The following is a 15598-nucleotide window of genomic DNA, read 5'->3' as shown; positions in this document are numbered from 1 at the left end:
TTACCGCAATCATAGATAAAACAAAATATATGAAAAAGCCCGAAGACATTTAGTTTCGGGCTTTTTTTTGTTTATTCTAGACCTACAAAAAAATCCCGGAATGTATTCAAAATTACGCAATATGCGCTAACACTGCCTTTTGGCTTGTTTCGATGCATTGTTACGAATCATTTTAAAAAAAATCATGGGAAATAAATTATCCGGGAAAGACCTGATCAAGTTGGGCTTCCCAAAAAACAATGCCATAAACATTGCTTTAGGGCAAATTAATCGTTACCGAAAAAGAGAAAAAAAGGAACGTATTCTAACCGAAGCCAAAGAAGTGCTGTTGCATCCTGAAAAGTTCAGAGGCGACGGCACTTGGGGAAAAGTGGTGGAAGGACTGATGCATCCGGTTCAGGTAAAATTCAATGAATTAAAAAGCACCCGAGCGCCTTTTTCCATCTTCGGAGAAAACGAAATTGACGAACAGGCTAAGTTTCAGTTGTATGACGCTTTGAAATTGCCAATTGCGGTAAAAGGTGCTTTAATGCCTGATGCCCATTCCGGTTACGGATTACCAATCGGTGGCGTGTTGGCAACAGACAATGCGGTAATTCCGTATGGCGTGGGAGTCGATATCGGGTGTAGAATGAGTTTGTCGGTTTTCGATGTACCGGCGTCGTTTCTGAAAGGCAAAGACCATCAAGTGCAGGCGATTCTGAAAGACCATACGAAATTCGGCATGACCGAAACCCATAAAATCAAAGCTGATCACGAGGTGTTTTACCGAAACGAGTTCAAAGAAATTCCTGTGTTAAAGCAATTGCTAGACAAGGCTTATAAGCAATTAGGAACTTCGGGCGGTGGCAATCACTTTGTGGAATTCGGCATCGTGAAATTAAACAATCCGTTGCCGGAGTGGAAACTGGAACCGAAAGAATACCTGGCAGTTTTGTCGCACAGTGGTTCTCGCGGACTGGGTGCTAATATTGCAAAACATTACACCTATCTGGCCAGCAAACAGTGTCCGTTACCCAAAAATGTACAGCATTTGGCCTGGCTCGATCTAAATACGCACGACGGTCAAGAATACTGGTTGGCGATGAATTTGGCGGGGGATTATGCCAAAGCCTGTCACGAAGACATTCACCGCCGAATCGCGAAAGCTTTGGGCAAACGCATTGCGGTGACCATTGAGAACCATCACAATTTTGCGTGGAAGGAAATGGTGGACGGCAAAGAATGTATCGTACACCGAAAAGGGGCCACGCCGGCAGGAAAAGGACAACTCGGCATCATTCCGGGGTCGATGACTGCTCCCGGTTTTATCGTAATGGGTAAAGGGAATGCGGAAAGCATCAATTCAGCTTCTCACGGCGCGGGACGGCTGTTTTCGAGAGCGAAATGCAAAGCATCTTTTACGCAGAGTCAAATCAACAAGATTCTGACCGAGCACGATGTGAAATTGATCGGCGGCAATATTGATGAAGCACCAATGGCCTACAAAGACATCAATAAAGTAATGAATTTACAAACCGAATTGGTAGAAGTTCTTGGAACTTTTACGCCGAAAATTGTAAGAATGGACAGATAGTATGGAAAAAATAATTCAAATAACCTCTGGAAGAGGACCTGCTGAATGTACTTGGGTGGTGGCTCAGGTGCTGAAGAAAGTGTTGCAGGAAGCGGCGGCTTTTGATCTGAAAGCAAATGTCTTGCAACACGAAGCAGGTTCGGAAAACGGAACGGTGGAATCGGCTATCGTCTTGTTGGAAGGAAAAGAAGTGAACGACTTTGTGAAATCTTGGACCGGAACTATCCAATGGATTGGACAGAGCTCCTTCCGAAAGTTTCACAAACGTAAAAACTGGTTTATCGGAATTTTTGAAATTGAAAAAACGAAAGAAATGACTTTTTCGGAGAAAGAGATTCAGTATCAGGCAATGCGAAGTTCCGGTGCGGGCGGACAGCACGTCAACAAAGTGAGTTCGGCTATAAGAGCAACGCATTTACCAACAGGGTTGAGTGTGGTCAGCATGGATTCGCGCTCGCAGCATCAGAATAAAAAACTGGCAACCGAGCGGTTAGTGTTGAAAATACAGAAGGCCTCGCTTTCGAACATCAAAGCGCAATTTCAATCGCAATGGATGAACCAGATGCAGATTGAACGCGGCAATCCGATAAGAATTTTTGAAGGTTCCGATTTCAAAAAACAAAAAGAAACAAAGAAAAATAAAGTTGAACGACAGCGACTAAAAAGAGATTTAGAATATGAAATCAATAGATAAATACTTATTTCAGGCTTTGGACAATTATCCGTATTCCTTGGAAGAAACCGTGGAATCTTTGGATTATGCCTTGTCCTATGACGGAAAGAATACCATTGCTTTGTGCTTGTACGGACGTTTGTATTCCGAGCAATTGCAGCGTTATGAAGTGGCGAAAGACTATTTTCAGCAGGCGATTGGCATCGATATTCACGCTTTGGAAGTGTATGTACATTATATTCAGACGTTGATTTTGAATGAAGATACAGCCGAAGCAGAGAAGTTGATCGACTTCGCCTTAACCATCAAAGGCATCAATAAAGCCGAAATTTTGTTGAAGAAAGTGATGTTGTTGGAAAGTCAGCGGCAATTTAAAGAAGCGTTGAAAGTGATTAAGGAAGTGAAATTAACGGCTTTTACCAATGATATATCTTACGAAACCGATAATGCGGAAAAACGTTTGAAAGACAAACTCGAGTTGTTGAAAGACAAGAAGAAAGGTAAGGACAAGAAGAAGAAAGCTTCTAAGTCGGAAAAGAGTAAAAAGAAGAAAAAGTAATTACACTGCAATTTTAAAAGTGTATAAAATAAAATTAGAAAAATGGCAAAATTATTAGATAAAATAGTGGTGGTCGATATAGAAGCCACGTGTTGGGAAGGCAAATTACCAGAAGGGATGATCAGTGATATTATTGAAGTTGGCGTTTGTTTGCTGGATGTTGAAACCGGAGCGATAACAGATAACCGGGGCATTTTAGTAAAACCCGAGCGTTCCACCATCAGTTCGTTTTGTACCGAGTTGACAACGATAACGCCAGAATTGATTGAAGAAGAAGCAGTTTCTTTCGAAAAAGCCTTGCGGATTTTGAAAAATGATTATAAAACGCAAAGCAGAGCTTGGGCCAGTTTTGGTGCTTATGATTTACGACAGTTTCAGAAGCAATGTCAGGCATTGGGAAAAGCCTATCCTTTTGGTCCTTCACATATTAATGTTAAAACCTTGTTTGCACTTAAAAACAAATTGGGTCATGAATTAGGAATGGACGGCGCGCTGAAGTATTTTGGTATTCCGCTGGAAGGCACGCACCACCGTGGTGTGGATGATGCCAAGAATATTGCGAAGATTTTAAGCGCAATTTTGAAATAATCAGACCAGCTTTCGGGCTGGTTTTTATTTTGATAAACTACTTTTGCAAAAAAAAAGTCAAAATTTTGAAAGTAATCATTTTAACCCCTATGCAAATTGAACAAGAGAAAGTCTTGGCTGCATTAGCACGTATCGATAATTTGAAAAACAGTTACGAAGTTGTTGTTTCCGGAATCGGCAGAGAAAGCACTGCCAAAGCAATGATGCATTTGCCACCGCATGATGTTTGCGTATTGATGGGATTTGCTGCTGTAGTTGGAAAAGCAAGAGAATTACCCGATTATTTGCATTTAGGAAAACCAATTGAAATAACCGAAACATCCTTATATGGTTATGAAGGAGGGTTATTTGAAAATGGTAAACCGATAAAGGCGACTTCGAAATTAAGTTTGCCTTGTTTGTTTTCGCTGACTTCAGATAAATTTGTCAGAACCACAGACTTAGCAGAAAAAACGGTAGTAAATATGGAAGATTATACATTTATGTATCTGAAAAAACCACAAGATTTTATCCTGCGCATCATTTCCGATTTTTTGCCCCATGAAATCGAAATTGATTTCTTTGATGAGGTAAAAGGTATCGATTTTATGGAAGGCATTATGGCAATAGAAAACATGTAAAACAGAAACGCCAACGTATACGTTGGCGTTTCTTATTTTTAATCTTCCAGTAAAACCTCTAAAATGGTAATCGCCGCTTCACTAATCTTAGTGCCTGGTCCGAAAACCGCCACAGCGCCCGCATCAAACAAATACTGGTAATCCTGTGCCGGAATTACGCCGCCCACAATTACCATAATGTCTTCTCTTCCGTATTTTTTCAGTTCTTCAATTACCTGAGGAACCAAAGTTTTGTGTCCTGCTGCTAAAGAGGAAACGCCTAAAATATGTACGTCGTTTTCCACGGCTTGTTTGGCTGCTTCGGCTGGAGTTTGGAATAGAGGTCCGATGTCTACGTCGAAACCTACATCGGCATAACCGGTGGCTACTACTTTCGCGCCACGGTCGTGACCGTCCTGACCCATTTTGGCAATCATAATACGCGGGCGACGGCCTTCTTTTTTGGCGAAGTCGTCGGCTAACGCTTTTGCTTTTTCAAAGCTTTCGTCGTTTTTAATTTCTTTACTGTACACGCCGCTAAATGATCTGATTTGTGCTTTATATCTTCCGAAAACGGCTTCCAATGCATCACTGATTTCACCTAAAGTGGCTCTGTGTCTTGCAGCATCTACCGCTAAATCCAATAAGTTTCCTTCACCACTTTGTGCACAAGCGGTTAGTTTGGCTAAACATTCCTGTACTTTTTGTGTGTTTCGGGTCGCTTTTATCTGTTCCAAACGCTCAATCTGTTCTTTACGAACGGTTTGGTTGTCTACTTCTAAAATGTGTAACGGGTCTTCTTTTTCCAGGCGGAATTTATTCACCCCTACGATAATGTCCTGCCCGCTGTCGATACGTGCTTGTTTACGTGCCGCCGCTTCTTCGATTCTAAGTTTTGGAATCCCTTCTTCAATCGCTTTGGTCATACCACCTAATGATTCTACTTCTTCGATTAACGCCCAGGCTTTATCCGCGATTTCTTTGGTTAAGGTTTCCACGTAATAACTTCCTGCCCAAGGATCTACGGTTTTACAGATTTTGGTTTCTTCCTGTAAAAAGATTTGGGTGTTTCGGGCGATACGTGCGGAGAAATCGGTTGGTAAAGCAATTGCTTCATCCAAGGCATTGGTATGTAACGATTGTGTTCCTCCGAAAGCTGCTGCGGCTGCTTCAATGGCGGTACGCGCTACATTATTGAACGGATCCTGTTCGGTTAAACTCCAACCGGAAGTCTGGCAGTGTGTTCTTAAGGCTAATGATTTTTCGTCTTTCGGATTGAATTGCTTTAAAAGTTTTGCCCACAGCATACGTCCGGCTCTCATTTTGGCGATTTCCATAAAATGGTTCATTCCAATTGCCCAGAAGAAGGATAAACGCGGCGCAAATTCGTCGATTTTCATTCCGGCAGCCAAGCCGGTGCGGATGTATTCCAATCCGTCGGCTAAAGTATAAGCCAATTCAATATCGGCAGTAGCTCCGGCTTCCTGCATGTGATAGCCTGAGATGGAAATCGAGTTGAATTTCGGCATTTTTTTACTGGTATAGTCAAAAATGTCGGCAATGATTTTCATCGATGGTGTAGGAGGGTAGATGTACGTATTTCGTACCATGAACTCCTTTAAAATGTCGTTTTGAATCGTACCCGAAAGTAATTTGGCATCCACGCCTTGTTCTTCGGCAGCTACTATATAGAAGGCCATAATCGGTAACACGGCTCCGTTCATGGTCATGGAAACCGACATTTCGCCCAGTGGAATCTGATCGAAAAGAATTTTCATGTCTTCTACCGAATCGATGGCAACTCCGGCTTTTCCAACGTCGCCCACCACGCGCTCGTGATCCGAGTCGTATCCGCGGTGCGTGGCTAAGTCGAACGCTACGGATAATCCTTTTTGTCCGGCGGCCAAGTTACGTCTGTAAAAAGCGTTACTTTCGGTTGCTGTCGAAAATCCTGCGTATTGACGAATGGTCCAAGGTCGGCGAACGTACATGGTGGCATACGGTCCGCGTAAATTCGGTGCAAAACCGGCTCCGAAATCCAGGTGTTCCAAACCTTTCAGATCCGATTCGGAATAGGTTGGTTTTACTTCGATACCTTCAGCGGTTAAGAAGTTTTGGTCCTGCGACTGTGAACTTTTCACTTCTGAAGTTTCTAATTTGATATGTTGAATGTCTTTTCTCATTTGTTTTCGCAAAAGCGCAAAGATTAAAGTTTCTATTTTTTGAATTGTTTTAATATTAGTTCAATCAGAATATAATAAGGTAAATAGTAACATGAAACACTTATTATCAGACCAAAGATTGAAAGCAATATTTTTTTCCAATTTTTATAAGTAATGCCGATGATAAAATATATAATTCCAAAAACAGCAAAACCAAAAGATAATACCCAAGAAATGATGAATAAAATCGTCATTTAGGATTATTTCTCCGTTTCCAAACGTTCCTGTTCCATTTTCTCTGCCAATCGTTTTTCAATGATCGGAACAATCAATGTTTTTCTCGGATTGGTTTTTACGAACGGGAACAATTCCAAATCGTGATGCATACGGTCGTCTTTATTAGGATATTTGTTGGTTCCCAATAAGATTTCCTTTCCGTTATCGAACAATTCCTGTTCTTTTTCGGCACTTTCTTTAATTTTTCGTTGGATGTTTCCTTCGATTAATTGTGTGATGAAACCGCCTTTTGCTTCAATGTCTTTAAATACCACTAAAGCTTTTTCGGCCAATTGTTCGGTTAAGGTTTCGATGTAATACGCTCCGTCGGCCGGGTTGTTTACTTTGTCGAAATAACTCTCGTGTTTTAAAACCAGTAATTGGTTACGCGAAATTCGGTCACCAAATTCATTGTCTTTGTGGTAGATGGCATCGTAAGCCAAATTTGAAACCGCATCGGCTCCACCCAAAATAGCGCTCATGCATTCGGTTGTGGTACGAAGCATGTTTACATTATAATCGTATAAGGTTTTGTTGCGCTTGGTTGGTGTGGCAATGATATGACAACTGATTTCGTTGTTGTATTCTTTGGCTAAGGTGTTGAATAATAAGCGTAACGCTCTCAATTTGGCAATTTCAAAGAAATAGTTGGTTCCGACAGCGACTTTGATCGTCACTTGTTGGTTGAAATTTGAAATACGATTGAAATATTCGTTTGCATGCGCTAAAGTGTAGGCCAATTGCTGCACCATATTGGCACCTGCATTTTGATACAAAGCCGCGTTGATACTCAAAAACTGAATGTTAGCACAGCTTTTTGCAAGATTGTTTAATGTCGCAAAATCGCCTTCTACGTTGGAAAATAAGTTACCGTCTTTGGCGAATTGTCCGATTGGATCCGCTAAAACATAAATCGTGGCCGATTTTTTTGCCGCAATTTCGTCTATCTTCTTAATAAAAGCCTCCGATAAGAATTGCATCGAAATGTAAACCGGAGTTGTGTTAAGCGGAAGGGAAGTCAGTAATTTAGTGATGTCAACCGATTCATTTTCTAAAGTAAAACGAATGCTTTCGGCACCGCGCGATAAAGTTTCCAACGCTCTTGCAATGGATTTGTCTAAATCGTGCACGAAAATATCCTGTACGATTTTGAAATTAGTCGCTTGTGTATTGGCCGGAAACGATTTTTTATCTTCATCGGCATGGTAAAACGGGCGTACTTTAATGCCTTCCGGACTTTCCCATACCAAAGTTTCATTGTAATCAGCACCTTTCAGTTCATATTGAATCTGGTTTTTCCATTGTTTGGAGGAAATGCCTTCAAATTCAGTAAACAGCTTCTCGCTCATAATTTGTTTTTTGAGTTATTCCGCACCTTCAGCAGGAGTATCGTCTTCAAATTCTATAATATAAATGTCTTCGTTGTCGCGTTTCATATAGTATTTTTCGCGAGCATATTTTTCTACCTGACCTGGATTTTTCAGTTTTTTGATGTTTTCGTTATCTTTTCTGATTTCCTCCTGATAGTATTTTTTATTGTCTTCGAGTTCGTCAATTTCTTTATTCAGTAGCCGATGTTCCAAATAGGAATAATTGTCAAGAAAAAGCATCCAAACCGTAAAAAAAAGCAAGACCAATACGTAACGGTTTCCGAAAATTTTCAGAAACGGGTATCGGGTTACTAAATTTTGAAATGCTTTTCTCATCAGCTATAAAAGTACTGAAAAAATTATGAAATACGTTGGTTGATTACCGCACGTACCACGTCAATGGCTACGGTGTTGTATTTGTCGTTAGGGATGATGATGTCTGCAAAGGCTTTTGTTGGCTCTATAAATTGTTCGTGCATGGGTTTTAAAGTTGTTTGGTAACGGTTTAAAACTTCTTCCATGTCGCGCCCACGTTCGGCAATATCCCTTTTTAAACGACGGATTAAACGTTCGTCTGAATCCGCGTGAACGAAAATTTTAATATCGAACAGTTCGCGTAGTTCAGGATTGGTTAGGATTAAAATTCCTTCCACGATCATTACTTTTCTGGGCAAAGTATGAATCGTATCGCCGGTTCTGTTGTGCTGAACGAAGGAATAAAGCGGCTGGTCTATTGCCTTTCCGGCTTTCAAATCTTTTAAATGCTGGGTTAACAATTCAAAATCAATAGCTCTGGGGTGGTCAAAATTAATTTTTGAACGTTCCTCATAACTCAAATCGTGTGTTTCCTTGTAATAATGATCCTGTGAGATGATACCCACTTCAGTTTCTGGCAATTCGTTCATGATTTGATGAACAACAGTTGTTTTTCCACTTCCTGTTCCCCCGGCAATTCCAATAATCAGCATAAAAATGTTGTGTTAATTTGTATTGGCAAAAATAGGAATTTATCAATTGAAAAAACGATTATCTGAGAAGTAATGCAAACAAAAAATCCCTTCAGTAAAACTGAAAGGATTTGTTTGTCGGGGTGGCAGGATTCGAACCTGCGACCTCCTGGTCCCAAACCAGGCGCGATGACCGGGCTACGCTACACCCCGTGTAATTGTGGGTGCAAATATAGAACTAAAATTCTATTTCCAAAATATTTTTAAAGATAAAATCAATTTATTTTTGAATAGTTAAATCTGATATCTTTTTTGACCAACTTTTTTAATTAAAACTTACATTTGTGAACTTCAAAAATTAAAATACGATACGATTATGTCTGATACGATAGAAAAAATTAAATGCCTTATTATAGGTTCTGGTCCAGCAGGTTATACTGCAGCCATTTATGCAGCCAGAGCAAACATGTATCCGGTTTTATACCAAGGAACACAACCGGGTGGTCAATTAACCACAACCAATGAAGTGGAAAACTTTCCGGGATACCCGGATGGCGTAACCGGACCGGATATGATGATTCAGTTGCAAGAGCAGGCAAAACGCTTCGGAACCGACGTTCGCGACGGTTGGGTAACCAAAGTGGATTTTTCGGGTGAAATCCATAAAGTATGGGTAAATGATACCAAAGAAATTCACTGTGAAACCGTTATTATTTCAACAGGTGCGTCAGCAAAATATTTAGGATTGCCATCGGAACAACACTATTTGCAAATGGGTGGTGGTGTCTCGGCTTGTGCGGTTTGTGACGGATTCTTCTACAGAAATCAGGAAGTAGTGATAGTAGGAGCAGGAGACAGCGCTTGTGAAGAAGCGCATTATTTATCCAAGCTGTGTAAAAAAGTTACGATGTTGGTGCGAAGCGAAAAATTCCGTGCTTCCCGTATAATGGAAGAACGTGTGCGTAAAACCGAAAATATTGAAATCTTATTGCATACAGAAACCGATGAAGTTTTAGGCGACGGAAATGTAGTAACAGGAATCAGAGTGAAGAACAGAGCAACTGGCGAAACTTCTGAAATTCCGGCTACCGGATTCTTCGTAGCAATCGGTCATAAACCAAATACCGATATTTTTAAAGATTATCTGGCTTTGGACGAGACTGGATATATTATCAACGAACCGGGTACATCCAAAACAAGTGTTCCGGGAGTTTTTGTGGGTGGAGATGCAGCAGATCATGTATACCGTCAGGCGATTACTGCTGCAGGAACAGGATGTATGGCCGCTTTAGATGCCGAACGTTATTTAGCCGCTAAAGAATAATTACGATAAAATAAAGCGATATGGGATTAATGAAAGTGTTTTCGGGAAGTGAAATTTTGGCATTGGCTTTACAGGCTAAAATTGAAGCCGCAGGAGTGGAGACACTTTTGAAGAATAATATCCAATCGGCGAAATTGGCTGGTTTTGGGACCTCGGGCTCAGCAGTGGAACTGTTTATTCAGGAAACAGATTTTCATAAGGCAAATCCTGTGATTGAGGAATTCCGCTTGAGTATCTAAGTTTCGGGTAATTATTTAATAAAAAAGCTTCAACATTGTTGAAGCTTTTTTGTTTACTTTTTATATCGGTTGTATTTCTTTAAAATTGTTTGCAATACTTCGTGTGGTAACGCAAAAATTTTATTGTTGTTGATGCCTTCCATGTCTTCGGCCGCCACTAACGTGTTTATGATTGCTTCTTCGGTAGCTTGTACAGTAGCTTTAAAAATCGGATTCAATTGCTCTTTTGGCAACACATTCCATGTTTGCATCGTTTCTTTTTCATTGTTCACCGGTTCGGCAGTGGATAACGCCAAGAAAATTTCTCCCGAACTGTCGTTGGAAAAAGTTCCGGTTCGTGATATTCCATGCGCGACACGTTTGGCAACCAGTTTTAACTGATTCGGTAAAAGCGGTGCATCGGTCGCCACAATAACGATTGCCGAACCGTCTTTTCGTTTGGGGTTGTTGAAAACTGGTTTGTAGTCTTTGATTTCTTTTCCTACCGGAACACCGGAAATCATCAGATCCGAACGACCGCCAAAATTTGCCTGAATGAAAACACCAAGGGTGTATTGTTTTCCGTCGATGGTAAAGGTTCGGGATGCTGTTCCGCTGCCGCCCTTAAAATGATAAAGCGCCATTCCGGTTCCGCCGCCCACATTACCTTCCTGAACCGGTCCTGTTTTGGCATTGTCCAAGGCTTCCCAAACGTGTTCTTTTTTTATATGGAATCCGTTGATATCATTCAATAATCCGTCCCAGGTTTCGGCCACGATTGGTAATCCGAAGGAAAAATCGATAAAATCGCCTTCCGAAAATTTCCTGTAACTCCATTCGCCAATAGCATCTCTAACAGTTCCGACGCTGTTGGTATTGGTGATACCGATTGGGCCGTAACCTAAACCATAATCTTCAATGTTTGGGATTCCGGTCATTTCGCCATCGCCGTTCAGACTGTACCAGGCAGCAGGATAACTTTTGGCTGTTTTTCCTTTTGGAAGAATTACGGTAACCCCTGTTCGTACTGGACCTTTACCGGGTTCTAATTTTCCGGTGCCCTGAATGATGGTTTTGTAGCCTACTTCGATTCCGGGTACATCTGTAATGGCGTTGAGTGTTCCGGGAATACCTTCAAGCGGAACACCTAAATCCCGGGCTCGCGGTTTGGTTTGTGCAGTAACAATTAAAGTTGTTATGAATAATACGACTATTGAAATTCGTTTCATTTTTAAATTGTTTGATATGTCAAGCAATTTTACTGAAAATTCTAAAATGGTATTGCTAAAAGTTTGTTAATATTGAATTTATTACTTTAGATTTCGGTCAATTCTTTGACAATTTTTAAAGCCAACGGGAATTTTTCATTGAAATAATCCGAATACTCTTCTACAATATCCATTTCGACAGTAAGTATGGTAGTACCGTTTGCCTCAGACAAATGATAATTTTCGGTAGCACCCGACCAACTTTTTGAAATCTCGTCTTGGGGTAATTCTATTCCGTTTTTAACCATACCAAGATGTTTGAAATGCATGATTTCGTTATCGATTTTTTTAACGATAATGCTGTGCATGCCATCGTTGTTTTCGTTTACAAAGAGTATTTTACTTCCTTCGTTCCAATCGGAAACGGCTTTCGAACCTTCACTGAAAACCGCCGTCCATTTTGGGTACGAGTCGTCATTCCAAAGAATTTGCCATACTTTTTCTTTCGGGGCTTCTATAGAAACGGTGAACTTTGCTTTTTTCATGTCGATTTTTTTGATACTCTAAAGGTACTGAATTATTCATTTCGATAATCTAACAATCTGATTGTGCAATACGCTAATTCAACTATCTTTGCACCTTCAAAATTGAATTTCAGAACATAAAATATGATTACAGTAAACGATATTGCCGTAGAATTTGGTGGAACCACTTTGTTCAGCGACGTGACTTTCGCCATTAATGAAAATGATAAAATCGCCCTAATGGGGAAAAATGGTGCAGGAAAGTCAACTCTTTTAAAAATTGTTGCCGGCGAAAACAAGCCTACGCGTGGTGGAATTTCGGCGCCGAGTGATGCTGTAATCGCTTATTTGCCGCAGCATTTATTAACGGCCGACGATTGTACCGTTATGGAAGAAGCCTCCAAAGCTTTTGCGGATGTTTTGGATATGAAGAAAGAAATCGATGAAATCAACGAGCAATTGACCATTCGTACCGATTATGAAAGTGACGGGTACATGAAATTAATTGAACGTGTTTCCGAATTGAGCGAGAAATTCTATTCGATTGAAGAAGTGAATTATGAAGCCGAGGTTGAAAAAGTACTGAAAGGTTTAGGTTTCGAAAGAGAAGATTTTACCCGTCCCACATCAGAGTTTTCCGGTGGTTGGAGAATGCGTATCGAATTGGCAAAAATTCTTTTAAAGAAACCGGATTTGATTCTTTTGGATGAGCCTACAAACCACATGGATATCGAAAGTATTCAGTGGTTGGAGGATTTCTTAATCAATCAGGCGAAAGCCGTAATGGTAATTTCTCACGACAGGGCTTTTGTGGATAACATTACCAGCCGTACCATTGAAGTAACCATGGGAAGGATTTACGATTACAAAGCGAAATATTCCGATTATTTAGAGCTAAGAAAAGACAGAAGAATTCACCAACAAAAAGCTTACGACGAACAACAGAAATTCATTGCCGAAAATCAGGCGTTTATTGATCGTTTCAGAGGTACTTTTTCCAAAACAGAATCGGTGCAGTCGCGCGTGAAAATGCTGGAAAAAATTGTTCCGATTGAAGTAGATGAGGTTGATACATCAGCCCTGAAACTGAAATTTCCACCATCACCACGTTCCGGGCAATATCCTGTGGTGGTAGAAAGTTTGACAAAATCATACGGCGATCATGTGGTTTTCAAAGATGCAAATCTGGTTATTGAACGTGGACAAAAAGTTGCTTTCGTTGGAAAAAATGGTGAAGGTAAATCAACGATGATCAAGGCCATCATGAAAGAAATTGATATTGATGGCGGAAAACTGGAAGTAGGACACAATGCTCAGATTGGTTATTTTGCACAGAATCAGGCTTCGTTACTGGATGGCGAAATGACAATTTTTGAAACTATCGATCAGATTGCGGTAGGTGATATGCGTACGAAAATCAAAGATTTGTTGGGCGCTTTCATGTTCAAGGGCGATGATATCCAAAAGAAAGTAAAAGTGCTTTCCGGTGGTGAAAAAACGCGTTTGGCCATGATAAAACTATTGTTGGAACCGGTAAACGTGCTGATTCTGGATGAGCCAACGAACCATTTGGACATGAAAACCAAAGACATCATCAAAGACGCGTTAAAAGATTTCGACGGAACATTGATTTTAGTTTCCCACGACCGTGATTTCTTAGACGGTTTGGCGGAAAAAGTATTCGAATTCGGACACAAACGCGTGAAGGAGCATTTCGAAGACATTAAAGGTTTCCTTGCTCACAAGAAAATGGAAAGTTTGAAAGAAATAGAGAAATAGAAATAACCGATAAAAATAAAACCCTGAATTTTCAGGGTTTTGTTTTTTAAGAAAGTCAGGGACTTAATTCACCGATTCGACCAATCGCACAAATTCCGATTTATAACCTTCGTCATCGTTATTCAGCCCTTTTTTGGCAAGTTTGCGAATGTCATCCGAATTTGTATTGGATATTAGTTTCGAATCTCTCAGCTTCAGTCCAAACCAGGCTACTGCCGAACTGAATTTAAAATCGGGAGTAGCATTTTCCAATGCAATATTTTTGTTTTCAATGGTTTGTATTATTTCTATGCTTTTATCACCATCCGGTTTTTTGTATCGGAATTTGATGGTAGCCAATTCTTCATTGTAGTTGTCCTCGTTTTTTTCCGTCTTCGTATATTTTAATGCTGACGAGACGTACTGACTTTCTGTTCCGGTTGGGATTATTTCATATAAAGCCGTTACGGTATGTCCGCTGCCCAATTCACCGGCGTCAATCGCATCGTTTTTAAAATCTTCGGCGCGCAGTTTTCGGTTTTCATAGCCAATCAAACGGTAACTTTGCACGTGTTTCGGATTGAATTCTATTTGAATTTTTACATCTTTCGCAATCGCATACATGCTGCCTTTAAATTCTTTCCCTAAAAAGCGGTTGGCTTCCTGCATGTTGTCGACATAAGCATAATTTCCATTGCCTTTGTCGGCCAGAATTTCCATCTTGCTGTCTTTGTAATTACCCATTCCGTAGCCTAGGCAGGTTAAGAAAACACCTGATTTTCTTTTTTCTTCGATTAAGTCTTCCATGTCGCTGTCGGAAGAAGCGCCAACATTAAAATCGCCGTCAGTAGCCAAAACGATGCGGTTGTTGCCTTCTTTGATGAAGTTTTCCTCCGCGATTTTGTAAGCCAATTTAATGCCTTCTCCTCCGGCCGTACTTCCTCCGGCAGACAATTCGTTAAAGGCATCCATAATTTTATTTTTTTCATCACCCGAAGTTGGCGGTAAAACCAAACCAGCCGCACCGGCATAAACCACGATAGCAACTTTGTCCTTGGCGCGAAGTTCTTTTACCATGCGTTTCATGGATTGTTTTAGCAGTGGCAGTTTGTTGTCTTCATCCATCGAACCGGAAACATCGATTAGAAAGACAATGTTGGAAGCCGGTAAATTATCCATAGGAATGGTTTTTCCCTGCAATCCTATTTTTAACAGCTGATGGTTTTTATTCCACGGGCAATTGCTGTATTCTGTATGGATGGAAAACGGATGATTGTCTGTTGGTTGCGGATAACTGTATTTGAAAAAGTTCATCATTTCTTCCACGCGAACAGCATCTTTCGGAACCGTTTGGCCTTCATTGATAAAACGTCTGATGTTGGTATAGGAAGCATTATCCACATCTATGGAAAAAGTGGAAAGCGGGTTGGTTTTCGGGCTTTCAAATTGATTTTCTTCGAGTTCGGCGTAGCTTTCCTGATTTTCAGATTCGTCGGATACGTAACTTTCTTCGGTGTCAATCGAGTTGCTATCGGTCGATTCCAATACCAATTCGTCAATGGATTCTTCTCCACGGGACTGTTTGCAGCTCATTACGGATAGTAAAAGAACGCTGCCAAATAAAAGGAAGGCTTTTTTCATGTTGTTGCGATTTTAAATTGTTGGGATACTGTTGAAATCCGTAAATCAAATCGCGTGCCAATTTTCTGACTTTTATTTTTGTAAGATTTAATTTTTCAAATGGGTTGGCGGAAGCGTTTTCGCTTGGAACCATAAGTTGCAAAAGAAAATGGTTCTTAAATGTGTATAACCTTCT

Annotated in this window: 15 protein-coding genes and 1 tRNA gene; 8 read left to right on the top strand and 8 right to left on the bottom strand. The window is 40.5% G+C overall.

The window, feature by feature from the left end; all coding sequences use genetic code 11:
• Positions 1-184 precede the first annotated feature (184 nt).
• The 5 genes from FCR2A7T_RS04755 to FCR2A7T_RS04735 all read left to right on the top strand — a co-directional run bounded on the left by FCR2A7T_RS04755 (position 185) and on the right by FCR2A7T_RS04735 (position 4016).
• Entirely contained in the window at positions 185-1576 is a 1392-nt protein-coding gene (locus FCR2A7T_RS04755) for an RtcB family protein (RefSeq protein ID WP_023570151.1), read from the top strand.
• A 1-nt stretch (position 1577) separates the two neighbouring features.
• Positions 1578-2270, top strand: coding sequence for a peptide chain release factor H (prfH, locus tag FCR2A7T_RS04750; RefSeq protein WP_023570150.1), 693 nt, complete (start codon positions 1578-1580; stop codon positions 2268-2270).
• Complete coding sequence (locus FCR2A7T_RS04745) at positions 2254-2808, top strand: tetratricopeptide repeat protein (protein ID WP_035117352.1); 555 nt, start codon at positions 2254-2256, stop codon at positions 2806-2808. The genes prfH and FCR2A7T_RS04745 overlap by 17 nt, the downstream gene beginning before the upstream one ends.
• A gap of 42 nt (positions 2809-2850) precedes the next feature.
• On the top strand, positions 2851-3396 hold the full coding sequence (locus FCR2A7T_RS04740) for a 3'-5' exonuclease (protein ID WP_023570149.1): 546 nt from the start codon (positions 2851-2853) through the stop codon (positions 3394-3396).
• A gap of 65 nt (positions 3397-3461) precedes the next feature.
• On the top strand, positions 3462-4016 hold the full coding sequence (locus FCR2A7T_RS04735; RefSeq protein ID WP_240471514.1) for a hypothetical protein: 555 nt from the start codon (positions 3462-3464) through the stop codon (positions 4014-4016).
• 38 nt (positions 4017-4054) lie between these two features.
• On the opposite strand, the gene scpA is transcribed toward FCR2A7T_RS04735, so the two are convergent.
• From scpA to FCR2A7T_RS04705, 5 genes are all read right to left on the bottom strand, one after another.
• Positions 4055-6178, bottom strand: a complete 2124-nt coding sequence (gene scpA, locus FCR2A7T_RS04730; protein ID WP_023570147.1) for a methylmalonyl-CoA mutase — start codon at positions 6176-6178, stop codon at positions 4055-4057.
• A 239-nt stretch (positions 6179-6417) separates the two neighbouring features.
• A complete protein-coding gene (locus tag FCR2A7T_RS04720; RefSeq protein WP_023570145.1) occupies positions 6418-7782 on the bottom strand; it encodes a methylmalonyl-CoA mutase subunit beta in 1365 nt (454 codons plus the stop codon).
• Positions 7783-7797: 15 nt separating this feature from the next.
• Positions 7798-8139: an FtsB family cell division protein gene (locus tag FCR2A7T_RS04715; RefSeq protein WP_023570144.1), complete on the bottom strand. Its 342-nt coding sequence runs from the start codon at positions 8137-8139 to the stop codon at positions 7798-7800.
• A gap of 23 nt (positions 8140-8162) precedes the next feature.
• Positions 8163-8771 (bottom strand): uridine kinase, encoded by a 609-nt coding sequence (gene udk, locus FCR2A7T_RS04710; RefSeq protein ID WP_023570143.1) that lies wholly within the window; start codon positions 8769-8771, stop codon positions 8163-8165.
• 117 nt (positions 8772-8888) lie between these two features.
• Positions 8889-8963, bottom strand: a tRNA-Pro gene (locus FCR2A7T_RS04705).
• 163 nt (positions 8964-9126) lie between these two features.
• Between FCR2A7T_RS04705 and trxB the strand changes: the two genes are divergently transcribed.
• Both trxB and FCR2A7T_RS04695 read left to right on the top strand, forming a co-directional pair.
• On the top strand, positions 9127-10074 hold the full coding sequence (gene trxB, locus FCR2A7T_RS04700) for a thioredoxin-disulfide reductase (protein WP_023570142.1): 948 nt from the start codon (positions 9127-9129) through the stop codon (positions 10072-10074).
• Positions 10075-10094: 20 nt separating this feature from the next.
• Positions 10095-10313, top strand: coding sequence for a putative signal transducing protein (locus tag FCR2A7T_RS04695; protein ID WP_023570141.1), 219 nt, complete (start codon positions 10095-10097; stop codon positions 10311-10313).
• Positions 10314-10366: 53 nt separating this feature from the next.
• Here FCR2A7T_RS04695 and FCR2A7T_RS04690 read toward each other — a convergent pair whose 3' ends face one another.
• Both FCR2A7T_RS04690 and FCR2A7T_RS04685 read right to left on the bottom strand, forming a co-directional pair.
• Positions 10367-11521, bottom strand: coding sequence for a DmpA family aminopeptidase (locus FCR2A7T_RS04690; RefSeq protein WP_023570140.1), 1155 nt, complete (start codon positions 11519-11521; stop codon positions 10367-10369).
• An 86-nt stretch (positions 11522-11607) separates the two neighbouring features.
• Positions 11608-12045, bottom strand: coding sequence for an actin of Hsp90 ATPase-like protein (locus FCR2A7T_RS04685; RefSeq protein ID WP_023570139.1), 438 nt, complete (start codon positions 12043-12045; stop codon positions 11608-11610).
• A 123-nt stretch (positions 12046-12168) separates the two neighbouring features.
• Here FCR2A7T_RS04685 and FCR2A7T_RS04680 point away from each other — a divergent pair, with 123 nt between their 5' ends.
• Positions 12169-13803, top strand: coding sequence for an ABC-F family ATP-binding cassette domain-containing protein (locus FCR2A7T_RS04680; protein WP_023570138.1), 1635 nt, complete (start codon positions 12169-12171; stop codon positions 13801-13803).
• Between the two features lie 63 nt (positions 13804-13866).
• Here FCR2A7T_RS04680 and FCR2A7T_RS04675 read toward each other — a convergent pair whose 3' ends face one another.
• A complete protein-coding gene (locus tag FCR2A7T_RS04675) occupies positions 13867-15423 on the bottom strand; it encodes a vWA domain-containing protein (RefSeq protein WP_035117349.1) in 1557 nt (518 codons plus the stop codon).
• Positions 15424-15598: the final 175 nt, after the last annotated feature.

The sequence above is a fragment of the Flavobacterium cauense R2A-7 genome (assembly GCF_000498475.1).
GTDB lineage: Bacteria > Bacteroidota > Bacteroidia > Flavobacteriales > Flavobacteriaceae > Flavobacterium > Flavobacterium cauense.
This window is presented reverse-complemented; position numbering and strand designations above follow the sequence as displayed.

Excerpts from the sequence above, each read along its gene's own strand:
- FCR2A7T_RS04755 (WP_023570151.1), top strand. The coding sequence starts at position 185 with ATGGGAAATAAATTATCCGGGAAAGACCTGATCAAGTTGGGCTTCCCA.
- prfH (WP_023570150.1), top strand. The coding sequence starts at position 1,578 with ATGGAAAAAATAATTCAAATAACCTCTGGAAGAGGACCTGCTGAATGT.
- FCR2A7T_RS04745 (WP_035117352.1), top strand. The coding sequence starts at position 2,254 with ATGAAATCAATAGATAAATACTTATTTCAGGCTTTGGACAATTATCCG.
- FCR2A7T_RS04740 (WP_023570149.1), top strand. The coding sequence starts at position 2,851 with ATGGCAAAATTATTAGATAAAATAGTGGTGGTCGATATAGAAGCCACG.
- scpA (WP_023570147.1), bottom strand. The coding sequence starts at position 6,178 with ATGAGAAAAGACATTCAACATATCAAATTAGAAACTTCAGAAGTGAAA.
- FCR2A7T_RS04720 (WP_023570145.1), bottom strand. The coding sequence starts at position 7,782 with ATGAGCGAGAAGCTGTTTACTGAATTTGAAGGCATTTCCTCCAAACAA.
- FCR2A7T_RS04715 (WP_023570144.1), bottom strand. The coding sequence starts at position 8,139 with ATGAGAAAAGCATTTCAAAATTTAGTAACCCGATACCCGTTTCTGAAA.
- udk (WP_023570143.1), bottom strand. The coding sequence starts at position 8,771 with ATGCTGATTATTGGAATTGCCGGGGGAACAGGAAGTGGAAAAACAACT.
- trxB (WP_023570142.1), top strand. The coding sequence starts at position 9,127 with ATGTCTGATACGATAGAAAAAATTAAATGCCTTATTATAGGTTCTGGT.
- FCR2A7T_RS04695 (WP_023570141.1), top strand. The coding sequence starts at position 10,095 with ATGGGATTAATGAAAGTGTTTTCGGGAAGTGAAATTTTGGCATTGGCT.
- FCR2A7T_RS04690 (WP_023570140.1), bottom strand. The coding sequence starts at position 11,521 with ATGAAACGAATTTCAATAGTCGTATTATTCATAACAACTTTAATTGTT.
- FCR2A7T_RS04685 (WP_023570139.1), bottom strand. The coding sequence starts at position 12,045 with ATGAAAAAAGCAAAGTTCACCGTTTCTATAGAAGCCCCGAAAGAAAAA.
- FCR2A7T_RS04680 (WP_023570138.1), top strand. The coding sequence starts at position 12,169 with ATGATTACAGTAAACGATATTGCCGTAGAATTTGGTGGAACCACTTTG.
- FCR2A7T_RS04675 (WP_035117349.1), bottom strand. The coding sequence starts at position 15,423 with ATGAAAAAAGCCTTCCTTTTATTTGGCAGCGTTCTTTTACTATCCGTA.